21 protein-coding genes are annotated in these 23,077 nt (G+C 40.2%); 17 read left to right on the top strand and 4 right to left on the bottom strand.

Features of this window, described 5'->3' with window-relative positions:
• Positions 1 to 45: 45 nt before the first annotated feature.
• Positions 46 to 276 (bottom strand): hypothetical protein, encoded by a 231-nt coding sequence (locus tag QM424_RS07115; RefSeq protein ID WP_077804481.1) that lies wholly within the window; start codon positions 274 to 276, stop codon positions 46 to 48.
• A 277-nt stretch (positions 277 to 553) separates the two neighbouring features.
• Here QM424_RS07115 and QM424_RS07120 point away from each other — a divergent pair, with 277 nt between their 5' ends.
• Positions 554 to 1,252: a hypothetical protein gene (locus QM424_RS07120; RefSeq protein ID WP_414393903.1), complete on the top strand. Its 699-nt coding sequence runs from the start codon at positions 554 to 556 to the stop codon at positions 1,250 to 1,252.
• Between the two features lie 75 nt (positions 1,253 to 1,327).
• Here QM424_RS07120 and QM424_RS07125 read toward each other — a convergent pair whose 3' ends face one another.
• The 3 genes from QM424_RS07125 to hslO are packed head-to-tail and all read right to left on the bottom strand — an operon-like array spanning position 1,328 to position 3,714.
• Positions 1,328 to 1,873, bottom strand: coding sequence for a cysteine hydrolase family protein (locus QM424_RS07125; RefSeq protein WP_414393905.1), 546 nt, complete (start codon positions 1,871 to 1,873; stop codon positions 1,328 to 1,330).
• A 1-nt stretch (position 1,874) separates the two neighbouring features.
• A complete protein-coding gene (dusB, locus tag QM424_RS07130; protein WP_000183308.1) occupies positions 1,875 to 2,855 on the bottom strand; it encodes a tRNA dihydrouridine synthase DusB in 981 nt (326 codons plus the stop codon).
• Positions 2,842 to 3,714 carry an Hsp33 family molecular chaperone HslO gene (hslO, locus tag QM424_RS07135; RefSeq protein WP_033684527.1) on the bottom strand — a complete coding sequence of 291 codons (873 nt, stop codon included), beginning with the start codon at positions 3,712 to 3,714 and terminating at the stop codon, positions 2,842 to 2,844. The genes dusB and hslO overlap by 14 nt, the downstream gene beginning before the upstream one ends.
• A gap of 164 nt (positions 3,715 to 3,878) precedes the next feature.
• On the opposite strand from hslO, the gene QM424_RS07140 reads away from it, so the two are divergent.
• The 16 genes from QM424_RS07140 (at position 3,879) to adcA (ending at position 22,546) form a co-directional block, all read left to right on the top strand.
• On the top strand, positions 3,879 to 5,306 hold the full coding sequence (locus tag QM424_RS07140) for an AcpB/EbpR/MafR family transcriptional regulator (RefSeq protein ID WP_414393907.1): 1,428 nt from the start codon (positions 3,879 to 3,881) through the stop codon (positions 5,304 to 5,306).
• A gap of 159 nt (positions 5,307 to 5,465) precedes the next feature.
• Entirely contained in the window at positions 5,466 to 6,974 is a 1,509-nt protein-coding gene (glpK, locus tag QM424_RS07145) for a glycerol kinase GlpK (RefSeq protein WP_414393909.1), read from the top strand.
• A 41-nt stretch (positions 6,975 to 7,015) separates the two neighbouring features.
• Positions 7,016 to 8,842 carry a type 1 glycerol-3-phosphate oxidase gene (glpO, locus tag QM424_RS07150; RefSeq protein ID WP_414393911.1) on the top strand — a complete coding sequence of 609 codons (1,827 nt, stop codon included), beginning with the start codon at positions 7,016 to 7,018 and terminating at the stop codon, positions 8,840 to 8,842.
• A 70-nt stretch (positions 8,843 to 8,912) separates the two neighbouring features.
• Entirely contained in the window at positions 8,913 to 9,617 is a 705-nt protein-coding gene (locus tag QM424_RS07155) for an MIP/aquaporin family protein (protein ID WP_261043642.1), read from the top strand.
• Positions 9,618 to 9,981: 364 nt separating this feature from the next.
• Positions 9,982 to 10,845: a helix-turn-helix domain-containing protein gene (locus tag QM424_RS07160; RefSeq protein ID WP_414393914.1), complete on the top strand. Its 864-nt coding sequence runs from the start codon at positions 9,982 to 9,984 to the stop codon at positions 10,843 to 10,845.
• A 357-nt stretch (positions 10,846 to 11,202) separates the two neighbouring features.
• Positions 11,203 to 12,780, top strand: coding sequence for an ATP-binding cassette domain-containing protein (locus QM424_RS07165; protein WP_414393916.1), 1,578 nt, complete (start codon positions 11,203 to 11,205; stop codon positions 12,778 to 12,780).
• Between the two features lie 211 nt (positions 12,781 to 12,991).
• A complete protein-coding gene (locus QM424_RS07170; RefSeq protein WP_414393918.1) occupies positions 12,992 to 14,170 on the top strand; it encodes a ryptide export MFS transporter in 1,179 nt (392 codons plus the stop codon).
• A 310-nt stretch (positions 14,171 to 14,480) separates the two neighbouring features.
• On the top strand, positions 14,481 to 14,612 hold the full coding sequence (locus QM424_RS07175) for a teichoic acid D-Ala incorporation-associated protein DltX (RefSeq protein WP_000813667.1): 132 nt from the start codon (positions 14,481 to 14,483) through the stop codon (positions 14,610 to 14,612).
• A gap of 20 nt (positions 14,613 to 14,632) precedes the next feature.
• Positions 14,633 to 16,183: a D-alanine--poly(phosphoribitol) ligase subunit DltA gene (dltA, locus tag QM424_RS07180; protein WP_414393920.1), complete on the top strand. Its 1,551-nt coding sequence runs from the start codon at positions 14,633 to 14,635 to the stop codon at positions 16,181 to 16,183.
• Positions 16,180 to 17,424: a D-alanyl-lipoteichoic acid biosynthesis protein DltB gene (gene dltB, locus QM424_RS07185; protein WP_414393923.1), complete on the top strand. Its 1,245-nt coding sequence runs from the start codon at positions 16,180 to 16,182 to the stop codon at positions 17,422 to 17,424. Before dltA ends, dltB begins: the two co-directional genes overlap by 4 nt.
• 13 nt (positions 17,425 to 17,437) lie before the next feature.
• Entirely contained in the window at positions 17,438 to 17,677 is a 240-nt protein-coding gene (gene dltC / locus QM424_RS07190; protein WP_000351967.1) for a D-alanine--poly(phosphoribitol) ligase subunit DltC, read from the top strand.
• Positions 17,670 to 18,938 carry a D-alanyl-lipoteichoic acid biosynthesis protein DltD gene (gene dltD / locus QM424_RS07195; protein WP_414393925.1) on the top strand — a complete coding sequence of 423 codons (1,269 nt, stop codon included), beginning with the start codon at positions 17,670 to 17,672 and terminating at the stop codon, positions 18,936 to 18,938. Before dltC ends, dltD begins: the two co-directional genes overlap by 8 nt.
• Before the next feature lie 149 nt (positions 18,939 to 19,087).
• Positions 19,088 to 19,528 (top strand): zinc-dependent transcriptional regulator AdcR, encoded by a 441-nt coding sequence (adcR, locus tag QM424_RS07200; RefSeq protein WP_001249314.1) that lies wholly within the window; start codon positions 19,088 to 19,090, stop codon positions 19,526 to 19,528.
• Positions 19,528 to 20,232 (top strand): metal ABC transporter ATP-binding protein, encoded by a 705-nt coding sequence (locus tag QM424_RS07205; RefSeq protein ID WP_049546880.1) that lies wholly within the window; start codon positions 19,528 to 19,530, stop codon positions 20,230 to 20,232. Before adcR ends, QM424_RS07205 begins: the two co-directional genes overlap by 1 nt.
• Positions 20,225 to 21,031 (top strand): metal ABC transporter permease, encoded by an 807-nt coding sequence (locus QM424_RS07210; protein ID WP_000950030.1) that lies wholly within the window; start codon positions 20,225 to 20,227, stop codon positions 21,029 to 21,031. Before QM424_RS07205 ends, QM424_RS07210 begins: the two co-directional genes overlap by 8 nt.
• 9 nt (positions 21,032 to 21,040) lie before the next feature.
• Positions 21,041 to 22,546 (top strand): zinc ABC transporter substrate-binding lipoprotein AdcA, encoded by a 1,506-nt coding sequence (gene adcA, locus QM424_RS07215; RefSeq protein WP_414393929.1) that lies wholly within the window; start codon positions 21,041 to 21,043, stop codon positions 22,544 to 22,546.
• The last annotated feature ends 531 nt before the right edge of the window (positions 22,547 to 23,077 follow it).

A 23,077-nucleotide genomic window follows, 5' to 3' on the forward strand; every position in this document is an offset into this window, starting at 1 on the left:
CCTCTTTGTTTGCCTTTATTAGTTTGCTTTGCTGTTGCGACTGTTTTAGGGATGGCTATCTCTCTTAGAATTACTCAACATGTGAGTAAAGAAGTCTTTGTATCGATACTTGAGATAGTTCTCATGTAAAACTAACAAAGCGATATAAACAATCAAAAAGATTGCAGTCAGATAAAACACATCAAATGCAGTTCGCGCATAGTGAGTGGCTGACTGATAAGAGCCAATAGCTCCCAAAATCAACCAAGGAAGATACTTGTAATACTTATTGAGCATAAGAGTGCACCTCCTATATTCTATTTCGATGGTATTATATCCCTTTTTCTAAAACAATGAAAGCGATTACATAAAACAAATTTAAATTTTTAACAGGAAAATCTCCTGTTTTTCTGTTTTATTACGAATAGAAGAGTAGGAGGAGTAGAGGTGTTTAAATTATGTGAGATTTTTAAAATAGTTTAAATAAATTGTTGACATGTTTAAAACGTAATGTTACAATTATATTACAAAAAGATTTCATTGTATTTCTAAAACATTACAAAGGAGTAGAAAAATGAAAAAGAAAACCTATATCAAATTGATGGCAGCAACTGTATTGGCTTCTACCTTGCTATTGGGAGCTTGTGGAAATAAAAAGGAAACAACTCAAGCAAGCAGTTCTGCTAAGACAAGCCAATCATCAAGTTCTAAAGCAGCTTCTGTTAGCAAAGAAAGCAAGACTCAGAAGTCCTCAAGTTCAGTTTCATCTGAAAAGGCCAAGGCGTCTACTGACCAGTCTGCAGCAACTACAACATCATCACCAGCAACACCTGCACCAGAGCAAAGACAAGGTCAAGAGATGTCTAATCAACAGGTGGCTAGTCAACAAACTCCTGCTCAGACTCCTTCAACTCAACAGGCTCCTCAAACCCAGTCTAACCAATCAAGCTATGATCCTACAACTGACCGCAAACTTCAAGACAAACAAGCAGAGCAAAATAAACGCTACAAGGGTGTTTTAGCCATGGTAGACGGTGATTTCTCAGCAGCAGCTGGCAACTGGAAGGGAGAAAATGGCGAAACCATCACAGTTTCATCAGGTGGTCAATTTACAGTAGAATCTGCTGATGGAAAGAAAGAAAATTACTCTATCATAGGCTACTCTTATACTCTTGATGGTGGCAAGTATAATGCCAAAATCGGTGGAGGGAGAGTCATCCAAATTACAACAGGAGCGGATGGTAAGGTTTCCAGTGTTGCTTTGAGTCAATAACAACCCTCAGTATTTGAATTTTTACAATCAAAGAAAATCCGTCAGCTCAATAAGAGTTGACGGATTCTTTTATACTTATACTTGGGTTAAAAATTCTTCTGTAGTAAGAATTTGAGCAAACTCATCCTGTAGAGAAAGGAGATTAATCTCATGGATAGTCTCAGGAGAGATGGTCTGATCGTTTTTGTTAGATAGGGTAAAACTGGCAGTGGCATCTGCTAGTAAAGTGACTTTAAAACCAAGATTTGCTGCCATTCGTGTCGTAGTAGATACACAATGAGGCAGGGTCAAACCAACAACGACTAAATGACCAATCTGATTTTTTCGTAAATAGGTTTCAAGATTTGTTCCAATAAAGGCGCTATTAACCGTTTTTTGAAAGACAGGTTCTGAAACAACTGGTTCAAATCCGCTTTTAAACTCCTGATTTTGTTTGTTATGAAATTGCGACTGGGGATTATCAGATATGTGTTGAATGTGCAAGACTGGAAGACCGTGTTTACGAAAGTATGCCAGTACCCTCAACGCTTGATATTCAGCTTGAGGGTTGTTCCGTTCTCCCCAGATAGGGTTATCAAATGCTTTTTGCATATCGATAACAAGTAGAGCAGTATGAACCATTTTAAGCCTTATCCAACTGCAAGAGAGCCTCAATCTCTGCCAGAGTGCTAGCTTGTGAAATAGCTCCACGGAGTTTGGCTGCACCAGATGTCCCACGGAGGTAGTGAGGAGCGAGTCCACGGAATTCACGAACTGCTACGTTTTCTCCTTTGAGGTTAATCAAGCGTTTCAAATGTTCGTAGGCGATTTTCATCTTGTCTTCAAAGGTCAAATCAGGTAGGATTTCTCCTGTTTCAAAGTAATGGTTGATTTGATTGAAGAGGTAAGGATTTCCCATGGCAGCGCGGCCAATCATGACTGCGTCAGCACCGACTTCCTCGATACGTTGTTTGGCTTCTTGGACCGTACGGATGTCACCGTTGGCGATGAAGGGAATCTTGGTCAAAGCTTGAGCGACCTTATGAAGGGTCTCAAGGTCTGCGTGACCTGTATACATTTGTTCACGGGTACGGCCATGCATGGCGAGGGCAGAAACACCTGCTGCTTCAGCAGCGAGGGCATTTTCAACTGCCAGAGATGGATCGGCCCAGCCGGTACGCATTTTGACAGTAAGTGGAATATCAAGGACAGATTGGACCTTGTTGATAATAGAGTAGATCTTGTCTGGATCCTTGAGCCACATAGCGCCAGCTTCGTTCTTCACGATTTTATTAACTGGGCAGCCCATGTTGATATCGACGATATCGGTTTTGGTGTTTTCTTGGATGAATTCTGCTGCGCGTGCGAGGCTGTCTTCATCGCTACCAAAAAGTTGGATAGAGACAGGGTTTTCGCCTTCATCGATATGAAGCATGTGCAGGGTTTTTTCGTTGTTGTATTGGATTCCCTTGTCAGAGACCATTTCCATGACAACGAGTCCAGCTCCGAGCTCTTTTGCGATAGTACGAAAGGCTGAGTTGGTCACGCCAGCCATAGGTGCTAAAACGGTACGATTGGGAATCTCAACATTGCCAATCATAAAGGGTGTATTAAGATTTGTCACGAATGAGTTCCTCCAGGTCGTTTTCATCAAAGTTGTAAGTAGTTTGGCAGAATTGACAAGTGATTTCTGCCCCGTGGTCTTCCTCTTTCATTTCCTGTAAGTCTGAGCTTGGAAGGCTAGCAAGAGCGTTCATAAAGCGCTCATGGCTACAGTCACATTGGAAACGGATTTCTTCTTCAGAAAGACGCTTGTAGGCCTCGTCCCCGTAGATAGCCTTGAGAAGGGCTTCGATATGGTCTTCACTTTCGAGAAGCGTTGAGATAGCTGGCATTGCTTGGATGCGTTTTTCAAAGCGAGCAATCTCTTCTTCCTTGGCTCCCGGCAAGACTTGAACTAGGAAACCACCAGCAACCTTGACCTTGTCTTCTTCGTCTAAAAGGACATTGAGGCCGACTGCAGAAGGAGTCTGTTGGCTTTCAGTCAGGTAAAAGGCCAGGTCTTCACCAATTTCCCCAGAGATGAGGGGAGTCATAGAGTTGTAAGGATTTCCAGTACCGTAGTCTGTGATAACGAGGAATTGACCGTTGCCGACAAAAGGTCCGACTAGGACTTCACCAGTTGCAGTCTTTTTGATGTCAACACCAGGATTTTGAACGTAGCCTTTGACGTTCCCCTTGGTATCAGCGACCGTGATAATAGCACCTAGAGAGCTAGATCCCAGTACCTTAACTGTTAGTTTGGTATTTCCTTTTTCATTGGCTGCGAGAATCTGGCTAGCGATAAGAGTTCGACCAAGCGCTACAGTTGAGCTAGCTTGGGTTTGGTGTTTTTCTTGAGCAGTGCGGACGGTTTCTGTGCTATCAAGGACAAAAGCACGAAAGGCTCCGCTTTCTGATATAGTTTTAATAATTTTATCCATAGCTACTATTTTAGCATAAAAATGCCCAAAGGGGGAGCCGTGTGTTTGCTGATTTTCAGGATAATGGACCAGGAAATCAGCATGAAAATAAAAAGAGAAACAGATTATTTCAGCATTTGTAAGATTTATGCTATGCTTAAGGTAGAAAATGAAAGGTGTAACAAATGTATTTAGGAGATTTGATGGAAAAGGCCGAATCTGGCCAATTTTCAATCCTTTCCTTTCTATTACAAGAGTCTCAGACGACTGTCAAGGCTGTAATGGAGGAAACAGGATTTTCAAAAGCAACTCTAACCAAATATGTCACCCTACTTAATGACAAGGCTTTGAATAGTGGCTTAGAGCTGACTATTCACTTAGAAGATGAAAATTTGCATCTGTCAATCGGCGCAGCTACCAAGGGGAGAGAGATTCGGAGCCTGTTTTTGGAGAATGCTGTTAAATACCAGATTGTGGTCTATCTTCTCTACCACCAACAGTTTTTAGCCCATCAGCTGGCTCAAGAATTGATGATTAGCGAGGCTACGCTTGGTCGTCACTTAGCTAGCTTAAATCAGATTTTGTCAGAATTTGATTTATCCATCCAAAATGGACGTTGGCGAGGTCCAGAGCATCAGATTCGCTATTTCTATTTCTGTCTTTTCCGCAAGGTCTGGTCAAGTCAGGAATGGGAAGGCCACATGCAGAAACCAGAGAGAAAGCAGGAAATTACTACACTAGAAGAAATCTGCGGTGCGAGTTTGTCTTCGGGTCAGAAATTGGACTTGGTTCTCTGGGCTCATATCAGTCAACAACGTCTTCGGGTCAATGCCTGTCAGTTTCAAGTCATAGAAGAGAAAATGCGAGGGTATTTTGACAATATTTTCTACCTTCGTTTGCATCGAAAGGCTCCGTCCTTTTTTGCTGGGCAACACCTTCCTCTAGGAACTGAGGATGGGGAGATGATGATTTTCTTCTCTTTCCTCCTATCTCATCGCATTTTGCCCCTACATACCATGGAGTATATCCTTGGTTTTGGAGGGCAGTTGGTAGATTTGCTGACGCAATTGATTCAAGAAATGAAGAAGGAGGAGTTGCTGGGGGATTATACAGAGGACCATGTCACCTATGAACTCAGTCAGCTTTGTGCTCAAGTCTATCTCTATAAGGGCTATATTTTACAGGATCGCTATAAGTACCAGTTAGAGAATCGCCATCCTTATTTGCTGATGGAACATGATTTTAGGGGAACGGCAGAGGAGATTTTTCATGCTCTACCGGCCTTTCAGCAGGGGACAGATTTAGATAAGAAAATTCTCTGGGAATGGCTTCAGTTAATCGAATATATGGCTGAAAATGGTGGTCAGCATATGCGGATTGGTCTGGATTTGACATCTGGTTTTCTTGTCTTTTCAAGGATGGCAGCCATTTTGAAACGGTATTTGGAATACAATCGTTTTATTACCATTGAAGCCTATGACCGAACTCGGCATTATGATTTGCTGGTTACCAATAACCCGATTCATAAGAAGGAACAGACACCAGTTTATTATTTAAAAAACGACTTGGATTTGGAAGATTTGGCAGGGATTCGTCAGTTATTATTCACTTAAAAGGCTTGGTAGTTCCAGGTCTTTTTTGTGAAATTCACACAATCTCCTCACATTTTTTTAAAAATTAAAAAAAGTTGATGAACAAGAAAGCGCTTTATTTTGTATACTAGTAAGTGTAAAGAGGAAACATCCTCAAGATCTTTATCAGGAGGACAGCACATGTCACAAGAAAAATACATCATGGCCATTGACCAGGGAACTACAAGTTCTCGTGCCATCATTTTCAACAAAAAAGGAGAAAAAGTTAGCTCGAGTCAAAAGGAGTTTACTCAGATTTTCCCTCAGGCAGGTTGGGTTGAGCACAATGCCAATGAAATTTGGAACTCTGTTCAGTCAGTTATTGCGGGTGCTTTCATCGAAAGCGGTGTTAAGCCAAATCAAATCGAGGCAATCGGGATTACCAACCAACGTGAAACAACGGTCGTCTGGGATAAGAAAACAGGACTTCCTATCTACAACGCTATCGTTTGGCAGTCACGCCAGACAGCACCTTTGGCTGAACAACTAAAAAGCCAAGGTCATGTGGAAAAATTCCATGAAAAGACTGGTTTGATTATTGATGCTTACTTCTCTGCTACCAAGGTTCGTTGGATTTTGGACCATGTAGAAGGCGCTCAAGAGCGAGCAGAAAAAGGAGAATTGCTCTTTGGTACTATCGATACTTGGTTGGTTTGGAAATTGACAGACGGTGCGGCTCACGTGACCGACTACTCAAATGCAGCTCGTACCATGCTTTATAACATTAAAGAACTCAAATGGGATGATGAGATTTTGGAAATTCTCAACATTCCGAAGGCTATGCTGCCAGAAGTTCGTTCTAACTCTGAAATTTACGGTAAGACAGCGCCATTCCATTTCTATGGTGGAGAAGTGCCAATCTCAGGTATGGCTGGGGACCAACAAGCAGCCCTCTTTGGACAGTTGGCCTTTGAACCTGGTATGGTCAAGAATACTTATGGAACAGGCTCTTTCATCATCATGAATACTGGTGAAGAAATGCAGTTGTCTGAAAATAACCTCTTGACAACCATTGGTTATGGTATTAACGGCAAGGTTTACTATGCCTTGGAAGGTTCTATCTTCATCGCAGGAAGTGCTATTCAGTGGCTTCGTGACGGTCTTCGAATGGTTGAAAATTCACCAGAATCTGAAAAATACGCTCGTGATTCTCACAACAACGATGAAGTTTATGTTGTTCCAGCCTTTACAGGTCTAGGTGCTCCATACTGGAACCAAAATGCTCGCGGTTCTGTCTTTGGTTTGACTCGTGGAACAAGTAAAGAAGACTTTATTAAGGCAACTTTGCAATCTATCGCTTATCAAGTGCGTGACATCATCGACACCATGCAAGTGGATGCGCAGACAGCTATTCAAGTCTTGAAAGTAGACGGTGGTGCAGCTATGAACAACTTCCTCATGCAGTTCCAAGCTGATATTTTGGGAATCGATATCGCACGCGCCAAAAACTTGGAAACAACGGCCCTAGGAGCAGCCTTCCTAGCAGGTTTGTCAGTAGGCTACTGGAAAGACTTAGATGAGTTGAAACTCTTGAACGAGACAGGAGAGCTCTTTGAACCATCGATGAACGAATCTCGCAAGGAACAACTCTACAAGGGCTGGAAGAAAGCTGTGAAAGCAACCCAAGTCTTTGCGGAAATCGATGACTAATATTGGAAGAATAAAGCGACTTAGTTAGAAAGTGTGTAAAAATGGAATTTTCAAAGAAAACACGTGAATTATCAATTAAAAAAATGCAGGAACGCACCCTGGACCTCTTGATTATCGGTGGAGGAATCACTGGTGCTGGTGTAGCCTTGCAGGCGGCAGCTAGCGGTCTTGAGACTGGATTGATTGAAATGCAAGACTTTGCAGAAGGAACATCTAGCCGTTCAACAAAATTAGTTCACGGAGGTCTTCGTTACCTCAAACAATTTGACGTAGAAGTTGTATCAGATACGGTTTCTGAACGTGCAGTGGTTCAACAAATCGCACCACACATTCCAAAACCGGACCCAATGCTCTTGCCAGTTTATGATGAAGATGGAGCGACCTTTAGCCTCTTCCGTCTGAAAGTAGCTATGGACTTGTATGACCTCTTGGCAGGAGTTAACAACACACCAGCTGCTAACAAGGTTTTGAGCAAGGAAGAAGTCTTGGAACGCCAGCCAAACTTGAAGAAAGAAGGTTTGGTAGGAGGTGGGGTTTACCTTGACTTCCGTAACAACGATGCACGTCTCGTGATTGAAAACATCAAACGTGCCAACCAAGACGGTGCCCTCATTGCTAACCACGTGAAGGCAGAAGGCTTCCTCTTTGACGAAAGTGGCAAGATTACAGGTGTTGTAGCTCGTGATCTCTTGACAGACCAAGTCTTTGAAATCAAGGCCCGTCTGGTGATCAACACAACTGGTCCTTGGAGCGACAAGGTGCGCAATTTGTCTAATAAGGGAACCCAATTCTCACAAATGCGTCCAACTAAGGGAGTTCACTTGGTAGTGGATTCAAGCAAGATCAAGGTTTCACAGCCAGTTTACTTTGATACAGGTTTGGGAGATGGTCGTATGGTCTTTGTTCTCCCACGTGAAAACAAGACTTACTTCGGTACAACCGATACAGACTACACAGGTGATTTGGAACATCCAAAAGTGACTCAGGAAGATGTAGATTACCTACTTGGCATTGTCAACAACCGCTTCCCAGAAGCGAATATTACAGTTGCTGACATTGAAAGTAGCTGGGCAGGTCTTCGTCCATTGATCGCAGGCAATAGCGCTTCTGACTACAATGGAGGAAATAACGGAACCATCAGTGATGAAAGCTTTAACAACTTGATTGCGACGGTTGAATCTTATCTCTCTAAAGAAAAAACGCGTGAAGATGTTGAGTCTGCTGTCAGCAAGCTTGAAAGCAGTACTTCTGAGAAACATTTGGACCCATCTGCAGTTTCACGTGGTTCGAGCTTGGACCGAGATGATAATGGTCTCTTGACCCTTGCTGGTGGTAAAATCACAGACTACCGTAAGATGGCTGAAGGAGCTATGGAGCGTGTGGTTGACATCCTCAAAGCAGAATTTGACCGTAGCTTTAAACTCATCAATTCTAAGACTTACCCTGTTTCAGGTGGAGAATTGAACCCAGCAAATGTGGACTCAGAAATCGAAGCCTTTGCGCAACTTGGAGTGTCACGTGGTTTGGATAGCAAGGAAGCCCATTACCTAGCAAATCTTTACGGTTCAAATGCACCGAAGGTCTTTGCCCTTGCTCATAGTTTGGAACAAGCGCCAGGCCTCAGCTTGGCAGATACCTTGTCCCTTCACTATGCAATGCGCAACGAGTTGGCTCTGAGCCCAGTTGACTTCCTTCTTCGTCGTACCAACCACATGCTCTTTATGCGTGATAGTTTGGATAGCATCGTTGAGCCAGTATTGGATGAAATGGGACGATTCTATGATTGGTCAGAAGAAGAAAAAGCAGGCTACCGTGCGGACGTCGAAGTAGCCCTCGCTAACAACGATTTAGCAGAATTAAAAAATTAAGAAAAAAATAAAAGAGGTGGAGGGCAGGACTCCTTGTCGCCCGCCCCTTCTTTTTAATGGAGACAGAAAGATGATGAATGAATTATTTGGAGAATTTTTGGGGACTTTAATCCTGATTCTTCTAGGAAATGGTGTTGTGGCTGGTGTGGTTCTTCCGAAAACCAAGAGCAACAGCTCAGGTTGGATTGTGATTACTATGGGTTGGGGGATTGCAGTTGCGGTTGCTGTCTTTGTATCCGGCAAGCTCAGTCCAGCTCATTTAAACCCAGCTGTGACGATTGGTGTGGCCTTGAAAGGTGGTTTGCCTTGGGTTTCCGTTTTCCCTTACATCCTAGCCCAGTTTGCAGGGGCTATGCTGGGTCAGATTTTGGTTTGGTTGCAATTCAAACCGCATTATGAGGCAGAAGAAAATGCAGGCAATATCCTGGCAACCTTCAGTACTGGACCAGCCATCAAAGATACTGTATCAAACTTGATCAGCGAAATCCTTGGCACCTTTGTTTTGGTCTTGACAATCTTTGCTTTGGGTCTTTACGATTTTCAGGCAGGTATCGGAACCTTTGCAGTGGGAACGTTGATTGTCGGTATCGGTCTATCACTAGGTGGGACAACAGGTTATGCCTTGAACCCAGCGCGTGACCTTGGACCTCGTATCATGCACAGTATCCTTCCAATTTCAAACAAGGGAGACGGAGACTGGTCTTATGCCTGGATTCCTGTTGTGGGACCTGTTATCGGTGCAGCCTTGGCCGTGCTTGTATTCTCACTTTTCTAATCTGGAAAACAATTATTTTGATAGAGCTTAGGCAAGAGCTCAATTTCAGCAAAAAATACAGTAAATCTTCTCACAATAAAACGCATAGTATCAAGTTTTTCAATACCTGATATTATGCGCTTTTCTTATCGTTAAGACTTTTTCCCAGTCTCTTTTTCGATTGAAGATGTAAGTATTCTAATAACTAACTAACTTCTTAGTACTAGCCAACAACGATAATCATAATTCCTCCTAAAATTAGGAATAATAAAGGCAATAGTTTTTGTTTTTTCATGTGAAATACCTCACTTTTGTTTTCTTCTATTTTATGCTAAAATATTAAAAATCAAAAACTGTTCCCGTATATGCTTGTTGGAGAGATATTATGAAAAAATTTGGAGAAATTTTTAAAAAGTTTCGAGAATCTAGAGGGTTTCGATTAAAAGATGTCGAAAAAGCTGGTATATCAACATCACAGCTCTCACGTTTTGAAAAGGGAGAGACTGATTTAACCATTTCAAAATTTATGGCTATTTTGGATGAAATTAACATGCCTATTGATGAATTTATGTATGCTGTTCATGATTTTCATCGTGATGAACTGAACGAACTCTTATCAAAGGTTAGGCATTTTGTATCAAATCATAATGTTGATGGGTTGAAAAAACTACTTTATTCTCAGATGGAGTCAGGTTTTAAACAAGAGAAATTTCATAAGCTTAACATTATTTTATTAAAAATTCGTTTACAAGATTTATCTGGAGAAGCTTATTATTCTGGTGAAGATTTATCTTATCTAACTGACTATCTCTTTAGTGTTGAATATTGGGGATACTATGAATTGTTGATTTTTTCAAATACTTTAGATGTCCTAAAACACGATGTCTTCATGGTTTTGGCTAGAGAGATGTCTAGACGTTCTGATTTTTATAAAGAAATTCCTAATAATAGACGATTGATTTCATCTATGCTATTAAACGGATATATCACATGTATTGAAAGAGGAAAATTTCTTGATGCTTTGTATTTTGAAAAGCAACTGAATCAATGCTTTTTCACCGAGATAGAAATTTATGAACGGTTGGTGTTTCAGTATGCACAACATCTGTATCGCTACAAAAAAGAGATGGATTGTAAAGCAATTATTGAAATGAGGAAGTGTATTGGAGCAATGAAATTAGCGGGAAGTAACCATTTGGCAAAGAATTATGAAAGGCACTTAGAAAAAATTTTAGCAAGTAAAAAGTAATACGCAGATATGGGAAAGGAAGTATCTCGAAATAATATTTTGGTAGAATTGTCTTTAGAAATTTCAATTACGGTTGTTTTATCAGATCATTGTATTTGAGCGATAGGATTTTTCGAAGTTGTTACCATAATTATGAATTTTGAGGTATTTAATATGCAAGTTCTATCTCCATATATTTTAAGAAAGAAAAGTGAAACAGGAGAATTATTTTTCAATAGTAAAAATAATCACTCTTAATAAACAGCATCATATATAGGTTAATTAAATTATTGTATAGTCTCAGTTGGAGTTAATTTGTTTATAACTTTTAGACTGAGGCTTTTATATCTATTCGCTTTCTTTTAGATAGGCTTATTTATGAAATTTCTAAAATACATTAAAACTAATATTTTTATCTATTTTTTAATAGGAGTGCTTTTGAATAGTGGGATGGCTCTAATAAAGCCATTGTTATTGGATAAGCTATTGAATATTCGTGAAGAGCAACTTACAATTGGTACAATTTCATACTTTGTTTTATATGGCCTGTGTTTACACCTGTTTTTTTATAGCACAATGTTGCTAGCAAATTTTGTCAGTAATAATTTGCAGCGTCATATGCAAATTCGGTTAAAAGATCAGCTTATTAAGAAACTATTTTTGAAAGAAAATGTTGTATATGATGAAAAAGTTTCAATTGTTACACAAGATATGGAACTGCTCTATAATCGCTTCTTTTTACCCCTGGATATGATAGTTGGAAGAGTTTTTATACTTTGTACAACGATTGTTTTTATTTTGGTGCAAAATTTTTGGCTTGGTATTGTTTTTATTGTGTTCTCTTTTCTTCGACCATTACCTCAATGGGTAATGAATAATCGTTTAATGAAAAGTGGTGCAAATTTTTCGGAACTGCAAAAAGCTTTTCATCTATCTGTAGGAGATTTTTTTAAGGGAGCAGATACGATATATTTTTATGGCGCTAGTAAAGAAAACTTTGCTAAGATGAGAAAAAACAACGAGTGTTACGAGAATGCTCGTTGGAAAAATGAATGGACTAGCAATGTCGTTTATTTTTTCAATGGTCCTTTAGAATTCCTTAGTCAGGTACTACCTCTTGCACTTGGTCTTTTATTACAAAAGAGTGGTATAGAGTTAACAACAGCTAGTTTGGTCTCTATGTATATAGCTACAATGAATCTTAGCGGACCTATTCAAAGAATTATGTATAGCATATCTGATATACAGCGATCGCAAACAGTGAAAGAAAAAATATTTTCATTATTGGAAGAATCTTGTTTAGAAACATCATATCCGACAGTCGAATCTTTAGCTGAGCTAGTTTTGGAGGGCGTTTCAAAACAGGTTGGAGAGCAAGTGCTCTTTTATGATTTGTCACTTAGATTAACTAAGCCAAGTAAAGTTTTAATAAAGGGAGCTAGTGGTACCGGAAAGTCAACTCTCCTACAGTTGGTAGCAGGAAAGATAAGGCCGAATAGTGGTAGAATTATTGTACGTGATAAATCAGGTCGAGAATTTACTCATTATCAAGGGAATGTCGCTTATATCTCTCAGAATCCATTTTTCAGACATGGGACAATCCGAGAAAATTTAACATTAGGACAGGAGATTTCGGATAAAGAATTACTCTGTTGCCTAGAACAAGTTGGCTTAACGAATGAAATCACCAATATCTTGGATTATCAACTGATAAATAATGGAGAAAACATTTCAGGTGGACAACGTTTACGACTTGAATTAGTTCGCTGTCTGCTTCGACAAAAAGACATTGTGTTGGCGGATGAGGTTACATCATCCTTAGACAAGGACAATGCATATCAAGTGCGCCAGTTACTTTTGCAGTTGCCTATCATTTTGATTGAAGTTGCTCATCATATTGATTCAGAAACGGTTTATAATCAAGTAATTGATTTGGGAAAATATAGAATAAAATAAATAGACTTGTTCGGCATCTTACAAGCTATAATATATATTCTATATTATGGATTGTTTTAGCTGATTTAAAGATGTGAGAACTAAAAACTATGGCTAAGTTGGAATGTTAAAAATTCAATTTCTGACCACCTAATCTTGTGTCAAATAGTTATCAAACAAAGTCTACTATACCATTTATCAGTTAAATATTTTTATGTTATAGGAGCGCTATATGTCTAATTCATTTATCAAGTTGTTAGTCTCTCAATTGTTTGCAAATTTAGCAGATATTTTCTTTAGAGTAACAATCATTGCGAACATATACATTATTTCAAAATCAGTAATTGCCACATCACTAGTTCCCATTTTAATAGGGATATCCTCTTTTGTTGCGAGTCTTTTAGTTCCTTTAGTTACTAGAAGGTTAGCACTAAATAGGGTTTTATCTTTATCCCAATTTGGAAAGACTATATTATTAACGATACTGGTAGGAATGTTTACCGTAATGCAATCAGTAGCGCCTTTGGGGATCTATCTATTTGTTGTTGCGATTTCCATATTAGATGGTTTTGCAGCACCCGTTTCCTATGCTATTGTGCCGCGCTATGCGACCGATTTGGGCAAGGCTAACTCAGCATTGTCAATGAGTAGTGAAGCTGTTCAATTGGTGGGTTGGGGATTAGGTGGACTCTTGTTTGCAACAATTGGTCTCTTACCTACCACGTTTATCATTTTAATCTTGTATATCATTTCTAGCTTTCTGATGTTATTTCTTCCTAAGGCTGAAGTGGAGGTGTTAGAGTCAGAAACTAATCTTGAAATTTTACTCAAAGGTTGGAAGTTAGTTGCTAGAGATCCTAGATTAAGACTTTTTGTATCGGCAAATTTATTGGAAATTTTCTCAAATACGATTTGGGTTTCGTCTATCATACTTGTCTTTGTAACTGAGTTATTAAATGAAACGGAAAGTTACTGGGGATATTCTAATACAGCATACTCTATCGGGATTATAATTAGTGGCTTAATTGCTTTTAGGCTATCTGAAAAGTTCCTTGCTGCTAAATGGGAAAGTATTCTTTTTCCTCTTGTAGCTATGGCAATAGTGACACTGACTATTCTATATTTTCCAAACGCACAGATGTTTTTATTATTTTCAGCTTTAGTTGGTATGTTATCGCAACTAAAAGAAGTTCCTGAAAGTGTGTTTCTTCAGGAAACAGTAGAGGAAAATCATTTGGTTAATGTCTATTCTGTTCTTGAAGTGATTTCGACATTAGCATTTTCAGTATTTGTTTTGCTAATGAGCTATATTACTGAGAGTTTTGGTATTAGCATAAGTTTTTGGCTATCAGCCATTTGTCTGATGATAGAAGCTATTTTAATTTATATCAGACGAGATTATTTTAAATGAGAGACTGGTTAAAAAGTCTTGAAAAATTAGAAAAGCGCATAGTATCAGGTGTTGAAAAAACTTGACATTGTGCGTTTTATTATGGAAAGCTTCCCTTCATTTTCTACTGAACTTGGTTTTTTGCCCAGGATCACTCTATTTGAAATATACATAGAAAAACCGCATAATCCTTAAAATAAACTGAAATCTACTGAAAATCTACGGCAAACAATTGAAAAATTACCCAAGAAAGTGGTACAATAGTAGAAAAATACTATAGTAAGAGTCTATCTTATTTAGCAAAAATTATAGAAATGAATGGTTTTTCTTGATGAAACAGAGAAAAGAATTGTACCTCTTTCTTGGTCGGACAGCCTTGTATTTTCTTATCTTTCTGGGGCTGCTTTACTTCTTTAGCTATCTTGGTCAGGGTCAAGGAAGCTTTATCTATAATGAATTTTAACTTGAAGGAGAATCCCTATTGTGTCAAATAAACCAATAGCAGATATGATTGAAACCATTGAGCATTTTGCTCAGACACAGCCTAGCTATCCTGTTTATAATGTTTTGGGGCAGGAACACACTTATGGCGATTTGAAGGCTGATTCGGATAGTTTGGCTGCAGCCATTGACCAACTAGGCTTGCCTGAGAAGTCTCCGGTGGTTGTTTTTGGCGGCCAAGAATATGAAATGTTGGCAACCTTTGTAGCGCTGACTAAGTCAGGTCATGCCTACATTCCAATTGATAGCCATTCGGCCTTGGAGCGAGTTTCGGCTATTTTAGAAGTAGCAGAGCCAAGTTTGATTATTGCCATCTCAGACTTTCCATTGGAGCAGGTTTCTACACCGATGATGACTCTAGCTCAGGTTCAAGAAGCCTTTGCTCAGGGGAGTAACTATGAGATCACGCATCCAGTCAAGGGAGATGATAATTACTATATCATCTTTACTTCTGGTACGACTGGTAAGCCAAAGGGAGTGCAGATTTCCTATGATAATCTCCTCAGCTTTACCAACTGGATGATTACGGACAAGGAATTTGCGACGCCAAGTCGTCCGCAAATGCTGGCTCAGCCACCTTATTCTTTTGATTTGTCTGTCATGTACTGGGCTCCGACCTTGGCATTAGGTGGTACGCTCTTCGCTCTGCCTTCAGCTATTACTCAGGACTTTAAGCAACTCTTTGCTACCATCTTTTCATTGCCAATCGCTATCTGGACATCAACCCCATCCTTTGCAGATATGGCCATGTTGTCTGAAGACTTCAACAGTGAGAAAATGCCTGGAATCACGCATTTCTACTTTGATGGCGAAGAATTGACGGTCAAAACAGCTCAAAAACTACGTGAGCGTTTCCCAAATGCCCGTATTATCAATGCCTACGGCCCAACAGAAGCGACAGTGGCCCTATCAGCAGTTGCCGTGACAGATGAGATGTTGGCGACTCTCAAACGCCTACCAATCGGCTATACCAAGGCCGACTCTCCAACCTTTATCATTGATGAGGAAGGCAATAAACTGCCAAATGGTGAACAGGGAGAAATCATTGTTTCGGGGCCAGCTGTTTCAAAAGGATATATGAACAACCCTGAAAAAACAGCGGAAGCCTTCTTTGAGTTTGAAGGGCTGCCAGCCTATCACACAGGTGATGTAGGAACCATGACAGATGAAGGCTTGCTTCTCTATGGTGGACGCATGGACTTCCAGATTAAGTTTAATGGTTATCGCATTGAGCTAGAAGATGTCTCTCAAAATCTTAATAAGTCTCGCTATATTGAGTCTGCTGTCGCTGTTCCGCGCTATAACAAAGACCACAAGGTACAAAATCTACTGGCCTATGTCATCTTAAAAGATGGTGTTCGTGAGCAGTTTGAGCGTGATATCGATATTACCAAGGCTATTAAGGAAGACTTGACAGATATCATGATGTCCTACATGATGCCGTCTAAATTCCTTTATCGAGACAGTTTGCCACTGACTCCAAATGGAAAAATTGACATCAAAGGATTGATTAACGAGGTGAATAAGAGATGATGGAGTTCTTTCAACAGCTTCCTCATTTAGAGCCATACGGCAATCCTCAGTATTTTGTCTATGTGATTGCTGCAACCTTGCCCATCTTTATAGGCCTCTTTTTCAAGAAACGCTTTGCCTGGTATGAAGTGCTGGTAAGCCTCTTCTTTATCGTCACCATGTTAGTGGGTGGTAAGACCAATCAATTGGTTGCATTAGGTATTTACCTTTGCTGGGAAATATTGCTCGTACTCTTCTATAAGCATTATCGAAAAAGCAAGGATGGCAAGTGGGTCTTCTATCTAGTTAGCTTTCTATCCCTCCTTCCGATTATCTTTGTCAAGGTGCAGCCAGCTATCAATGGAACGCAGTCTTTGCTTGGATTCTTGGGAATTTCTTACCTGACCTTTCGTTCGGTTGGAATTATCATCGAGCTGAGAGATGGAGTGATTAAGACTTTTACCCTCTGGGAGTTCCTTCGTTTTCTTCTCTTCATGCCGACTTTTTCAAGTGGCCCAATCGATCGCTTTAAGCGTTTTAATGAAAATTATCAGACCATTCCTGAGAGGGATGAGTTGATGGATATGCTGGATGAATCTGTTCGCTATATCATGTGGGGATTTTTGTACAAGTTTATCCTAGCTCATGTTTTAGGAGAGACCTTGTTGCCTCCTTTGAAGAATCTAGCCCTGCAGTCAGGTGGTTTCTTTAACCACTATGCCTTGGCAGTTATGTATACTTTTGGTCTGGAGCTCTTCTTTGACTTTGCAGGTTATTCTATGTTTGCCTTAGCCATTTCAAATTTGATGGGAATTCGTAGCCCTATCAACTTTAATAAGCCCTTTTTATCAAGGGATTTAAAGGAATTTTGGAATCGTTGGCATATGAGTCTCTCTTTCTGGTTCCGTGACTTTGTCTTTATGCGAATGGTCATGGTGTTGACTAGAAAGAAGGTCTTTAAGAATCGCAATGTAACTTCAAGTGTGGCTTATATTGTAAATATGCTGATTATGGGATTTTGGCATGGAGTGACCTGGTACTATATCGCCTATGGACTCTTTCATGGACTAGGCTTGGTCATCAATGATGCTTGGATTCGCAAGAAAAAAACGCTCAATAAGGAACGGAAAAAAGCAGGGAAGGCTGCTCTACCTGAGAATCGCTGGATTCAGTTGCTTGGCATGGTTATCACCTTCCATGTCGTCATGCTGTCATTCTTGATCTTTTCTGGATTCTTGAATGATTTATGGTTTAAAAAATAAAAGGAAATAAAATATGGATATCAAATCAGAAGTTATCGAAATTATTGATGAGTTGTTTATGGAAGATGTTTCTGACATGATGGATGAAGATCTTTTTGATGCAGGTGTCTTGGATAGCATGGGCACGGTTGAGTTGATTGTGGAAATTGAAAACCGTTTTGACATTCGTGTCCCTGTAACAGAGTTTGGTCGTGATGATTGGAATACAGCCAATAAAATCATAGCTGGTATTGTGGAGCTACAAAATGCTTAAACGCTTATGGATGATCTTCGGACCGGTCTTGATAGCTGGTTTGTTGGTTTTTCTGCTCATTTTCTTCTATCCTACTGAGATGCGTCATAATCTAGGAGCTGAAAAGCGTTCAGCAGTGGCCACTACTATCGATAGTTTTAAGGAGCGAAGTCAAAAAGTCAGAGCACTATCTGATCCAAATATGCGTTTTGTTCCCTTCTTTGGCTCTAGTGAATGGCTTCGTTTTGACGGTGCTCATCCTGCGGTATTAGCTGAGAAATACAATCGCTCCTACCGTCCTTATCTTTTAGGACAGAGGGGAGCTGCATCGCTTAACCAGTATTTTGGGATGCAACAGATGTTGCCACAGCTGGAGAATAAACAAGCTGTGTATGTTATCTCACCTCAGTGGTTCAGTAAAAATGGCTATGAGCCAGCAGCTTTTCAGCAGTATTTTAATGGAGACCAGTTGACCAGTTTTCTGGAACATCAATCTGGAGATCAGGCTAGTCAATATGCAGCGACTCGCTTACTGCAGCAGTTCCCAAACGTAGCTATGAAGGATCTGGTTCAGAAGTTGGCAAGCAAAGAAGAATTATCGACGGCAGACAATGAAATGATTGAATTATTGGCTCGGTTTAATGAACGCCAAGCTTCCTTTTTTGGTCAGTTTTCAGTTAGAGGCTATGTCAATTATGATAAGCATGTAGTTAAGTATTTAAAGACCTTGCCAGACCAGTTTTCTTATCAATCTATAGAAGATATTGTTAAAGCAGATGCAGAAAAGAATACTTCCAATAATGATCTGGGAATGGAAAATTATTTCTATAATACGCAGATCAAGAAGGATTTGAAGAAATTAAAGGACTCTCAGAAAAGCTTTACCTATCTCAAGTCGCCAGAGTATAATGACTTGCAGTTGGTTTTAACACAGTTTTCTAAATCTAAGGTCAACCCGATTTTTATCATTCCACCTGTTAATAAAAAATGGATGGACTACGCTGGTTTACGAGAGGACATGTACCAACAAACGGTGCAGAAGATTCGTTACCAGTTAGAAAGCCAAGGTTTTACCAATATAGCAGATTTTTCAAAAAATGGTGCTGAACCTTATTTTGTAAAAGATACAATTCATATTGGTTGGTTGGGCTGGTTGGCTTTTGACAAGGCAGTTGATCCTTTCCTATCCAATCCCACACCAGCTCCGACTTACCATCTGAATGAGCGCTTTTTCAGCAAAGATTGGGCGACTTATGATGGAGATGTCAAAGAATTTCAATAGATAATATAGAAGAGTTCAAGAATGAAACTAGTTTTCACGTTTTTTCTTGACTCTTTTTTTGCTTGTGATATAATTAACTGGTAAACAAAATGTCAAATAATAGTATTTTTCTCTTAAAAAAGAGAAGTCTAAAAGGAAAGGAGTCAGATATGAGACAGCTAGCGAAGGATATCGATGGCTTTTTGAATGAGGTGATTTTGCAGGCAGAAAATCAGCATGAAATCCTAATAGGTCATTGTACTAGCGAGGTGGCCCTGACCAATACCCAGGAGCATATCCTCATGCTTTTATCAGAGGAATCTTTAACAAATTCAGAGTTGGCTCGTCGTCTCAATGTCAGTCAGGCGGCAGTTACCAAGGCCATTAAGTCTTTGGTCAAGGAAGGGATGTTGGAAACATCTAAAGATCCTAAGGATGCGCGTGTGATTTTTTATCAGTTGACTGATTTGGCTCGTCCAATTGCTGAGGAGCACCACCATCACCATGAGCATACGCTTTTAACCTATGAACAAGTGGCGACTCAGTTTACTCCAAATGAACAAAAAGTGATTCAGCGGTTTTTGACTGCTTTAGTAGGAGAAATCAAATAATGAGATATATTACGGTAGAGGATTTATCCTTCTATTATGATAAGGAGCCTGTTCTTGAACATATCAATTATAGTGTTGATAGTGGGGAATTTGTTACCTTGACAGGGGAAAATGGAGCGGCTAAGACGACACTGATCAAGGCCAGTCTTGGAATCCTCCAACCACGCATTGGTAAGGTGACCATTTCAAAGACAAATGCCCAGGGTAAGAAATTGAGAATAGCTTACCTTCCTCAACAGATTGCCAGTTTTAATGCTGGTTTTCCAAGTACGGTTTATGAGTTTGTCAAGTCGGGTCGCTATCCGCGAAAGGGTTGGTTCCGTCGCTTGAATGCTCATGATGAGGAGCATATCAAGGCTAGTCTGGACTCAGTTGGTATGTGGGAACACCGAGACAAACGCTTGGGGTCTCTATCTGGGGGGCAAAAGCAGCGAGCGGTGATTGCGCGTATGTTTGCTTCTGACCCAGATGTGTTTATCCTAGATGAACCGACAACGGGGATGGATGCAGGAAGTAAAAATGAATTTTACGAACTCATGCACCACAGCGCCCATCATCATGGCAAGGCTGTTTTGATGATTACCCATGACCCTGAAGAAGTTAAGGACTATGCGGACCGCAATATTCATCTAGTCCGTAACCAAGACTCGCCATGGCGTTGTTTCAACGTTCATGAGAATGATCAGGAGGTGGGCCATGCTTAGTTTATTATCTTATGACTTTATGCAGCGTGCCTTTCTAGCCGTTATTGCCATGAGTCTTTTCTCGCCGGTATTGGGAACCTTCCTTATCTTGCGCCGTCAGAGTTTGATGAGTGATACCCTCAGCCACGTCTCGCTTTCGGGTGTAGCTTTTGGTCTGGTCCTAGGGATTTCTCCGACTATTTCAACTATTGCTATTGTCTTGATTGCGGCAGTCTTCCTGGAGTATCTCCGTACGGTTTACAAGAGCTTTATGGAAATCGGGACAGCTATCCTCATGTCAACGGGTCTGGCTGTTTCTCTGATTGTCATGAGCAAGGGTAAAAGCTCTAGTTCTATGAGTTTGGACCAGTATCTTTTTGGTTCAATCGTGACTATCAGTGAAGAGCAGGTTATTTCCCTCTTTGTCATTGCGGCGGTTGTTTTGATTTTGACCTTCCTCTTCCTTCGTCCGATGTATATCCTGACTTTTGATGAGGATACGGCTTTTGTGGATGGCTTGCCAGTTCGTACCATGTCCATTCTTTTTAACATGGTGACGGGGGTGGCCATTGCCCTTATGATTCCTGCTGCGGGAGCTCTTCTGGTATCGACCATTATGGTCTTGCCAGCTAGTATTGCCCTGCGTCTGGGGAAAAACTTTAAATCGGTTATGCTGCTTGCCAGTGCTATTGGATTTTTGGGAATGGTGGCAGGACTCTACATTTCCTACTATGCAGAAACACCTGCAAGCGCAAGTATTACTATTATTTTTGTAACTGTCTTCTTACTGATTAGTTTAGTAAGACGTTTTATCAAATAGGAGACTAATGTGAAAAAAATTAGCTTATTGCTAGCCAGTCTATGTGCCTTGTTTTTAGTGGCTTGTTCCAATCAAAAGCAGGCAGATGGCAAACTCAATATTGTGACAACCTTTTACCCTGTCTATGAATTTACTAAGCAAGTCGCAGGAGATACTGCTAATGTAGAACTCCTTATCGGTGCTGGTACAGAACCCCATGAATATGAACCGTCTGCCAAGGTAGTTGCCAAAATTCAAGATGCAGATACCTTCGTTTATGAAAATGAAAATATGGAAACATGGGTTCCTAAATTGCTAGATACCTTGGATAAGAAAAAGGTCAAAACCATCAAGGCGACAGGAGATATGTTGCTCTTGCCAGGTGGCGAGGAAGAAGAGGGAGACCATGACCATGGCGAAGAAGGTCATCACCATGAGTACGATCCCCATGTTTGGTTATCACCAGTTCGTGCTATTAAACTTGTAGAGCACATCCGTGATAGCCTATCAGCAGATTATCCGGATAAAAAAGATACCTTTGAGAAGAATGCTGCTGCCTATATAGAAAAATTACAAGCCTTAGATAAGGCTTATGCAGAAGGCTTGTCTCAAGCCAAACAAAAGAGCTTTGTAACGCAGCACGCAGCCTTTAACTATCTCGCCTTGGACTATGGACTCAAACAAGTCGCAATCTCAGGCCTTTCTCCAGATGCAGAACCATCAGCTGCTCGTTTGGCAGAATTGACAGAGTATGTCAAGAAAAATAAAATTGCCTATATCTACTTTGAAGAAAATGCCTCACAAGCCCTTGCTAACACACTTTCAAAAGAGGCAGGTGTCAAAACAGATGTACTTAATCCTTTAGAAAGTCTGACAGAAGAGGACACCAAGGCTGGAGAAAATTACATCTCTATCATGGAGAAAAACCTCAAAGCTTTGAAACAAACAACAGACCAAGAAGGTCCAGCTATCGAGCCTGAAAAGGCAGAGGATACGAAGACAGTTCAAAATGGTTACTTTGAGGATGCAGACGTCAAGGACCGCACTTTGAGTGACTATGCAGGTAACTGGCAATCAGTCTATCCTTTCCTTGAAGATGGAACTTTTGATCAGGTCTTTGACTACAAGGCTAAGTTGACTGGTAAGATGACTCAGGCTGAGTACAAGGCCTACTATACAAAAGGCTATCAGACAGATGTGACTAAGATTAATATCACTGATAATACTATGGAATTTGTTCAAGGTGGACAAAGTAAGAAATTCACCTACAAGTATGTTGGTAAGAAAATCTTAACTTACAAGAAAGGCAATCGTGGCGTGCGCTTCCTCTTTGAAGCGACAGATGCTGATGCTGGACAGTTCAAGTATGTTCAGTTTAGCGACCACAATATCGCCCCAGTTAAGGCAGAACATTTCCATATCTTCTTTGGAGGCACAAGCCAAGAAGCCCTCTTTGAAGAAATGGATAACTGGCCAACCTACTACCCAGATAACCTATCTGGCCAAGAAATCGCCCAAGAAATGTTGGCGCATTGATAAGAAACCGACTAGTTCATAGGAGCTAGTCGGTTTTTAGATATTAGATGGCTAACTTCATTATAGACCTTTCAGAACTTTAAAAAATAAATAAAACTCTTGAAATATCGGGGTTTATATGCTAGAATGTAGTTAATTGATAAGGTTCATTAGAACACCAAAGCCCCTAACTACTGCCATAGTTAAGGGCTTTTTTGACGTATCTTAGCGATTTAACGGGTGCTGATAGGCTAGTCACTCGGTCTAGTCCTTACTATCTAGCCATCTGCAGACGAAATACAAGATAATTCCTGCTATGACATCCGCTATAATAGTAAGAGCGAGCTCTATGATAAGGCTCATTAGTTTCACCTCCTCTCACGAACCCATAGGAACGTAATCGGTAACCGATGACAAAAATAGTATACCACACTACATTTAGATCATCAAGATTGCTTAATTCTTGAAGTATAGGGGATAGGCAAAAAATCGTTAAAATCAAAAAACGTATAGTATCAGATGTATAAAAGCTTGATGTTATATTAATTATAA

Origin of the sequence: Streptococcus mitis (assembly GCF_047464945.1) — a bacterium.
Classification (GTDB): Bacteria; Bacillota; Bacilli; order Lactobacillales; family Streptococcaceae; genus Streptococcus; species Streptococcus mitis_EA.

What these genes read in the sequence shown, in the direction of transcription:
- QM424_RS07115 (WP_077804481.1), bottom strand. Translation starts at nt 276, where the DNA reads ATGCTCAATAAGTATTACAAGTATCTTCCTTGGTTGATTTTGGGAGCT.
- QM424_RS07120 (WP_414393903.1), top strand. Translation starts at nt 554, where the DNA reads ATGAAAAAGAAAACCTATATCAAATTGATGGCAGCAACTGTATTGGCT.
- QM424_RS07125 (WP_414393905.1), bottom strand. Translation starts at nt 1,873, where the DNA reads ATGGTTCATACTGCTCTACTTGTTATCGATATGCAAAAAGCATTTGAT.
- hslO (WP_033684527.1), bottom strand. Translation starts at nt 3,714, where the DNA reads ATGGATAAAATTATTAAAACTATATCAGAAAGCGGAGCCTTTCGTGCT.
- QM424_RS07140 (WP_414393907.1), top strand. Translation starts at nt 3,879, where the DNA reads ATGTATTTAGGAGATTTGATGGAAAAGGCCGAATCTGGCCAATTTTCA.
- glpK (WP_414393909.1), top strand. Translation starts at nt 5,466, where the DNA reads ATGTCACAAGAAAAATACATCATGGCCATTGACCAGGGAACTACAAGT.
- glpO (WP_414393911.1), top strand. Translation starts at nt 7,016, where the DNA reads ATGGAATTTTCAAAGAAAACACGTGAATTATCAATTAAAAAAATGCAG.
- QM424_RS07155 (WP_261043642.1), top strand. Translation starts at nt 8,913, where the DNA reads ATGATGAATGAATTATTTGGAGAATTTTTGGGGACTTTAATCCTGATT.
- QM424_RS07160 (WP_414393914.1), top strand. Translation starts at nt 9,982, where the DNA reads ATGAAAAAATTTGGAGAAATTTTTAAAAAGTTTCGAGAATCTAGAGGG.
- QM424_RS07165 (WP_414393916.1), top strand. Translation starts at nt 11,203, where the DNA reads ATGAAATTTCTAAAATACATTAAAACTAATATTTTTATCTATTTTTTA.
- QM424_RS07170 (WP_414393918.1), top strand. Translation starts at nt 12,992, where the DNA reads ATGTCTAATTCATTTATCAAGTTGTTAGTCTCTCAATTGTTTGCAAAT.
- QM424_RS07175 (WP_000813667.1), top strand. Translation starts at nt 14,481, where the DNA reads ATGAAACAGAGAAAAGAATTGTACCTCTTTCTTGGTCGGACAGCCTTG.
- dltB (WP_414393923.1), top strand. Translation starts at nt 16,180, where the DNA reads ATGATGGAGTTCTTTCAACAGCTTCCTCATTTAGAGCCATACGGCAAT.
- dltC (WP_000351967.1), top strand. Translation starts at nt 17,438, where the DNA reads ATGGATATCAAATCAGAAGTTATCGAAATTATTGATGAGTTGTTTATG.
- dltD (WP_414393925.1), top strand. Translation starts at nt 17,670, where the DNA reads ATGCTTAAACGCTTATGGATGATCTTCGGACCGGTCTTGATAGCTGGT.
- adcR (WP_001249314.1), top strand. Translation starts at nt 19,088, where the DNA reads ATGAGACAGCTAGCGAAGGATATCGATGGCTTTTTGAATGAGGTGATT.
- QM424_RS07205 (WP_049546880.1), top strand. Translation starts at nt 19,528, where the DNA reads ATGAGATATATTACGGTAGAGGATTTATCCTTCTATTATGATAAGGAG.
- QM424_RS07210 (WP_000950030.1), top strand. Translation starts at nt 20,225, where the DNA reads ATGCTTAGTTTATTATCTTATGACTTTATGCAGCGTGCCTTTCTAGCC.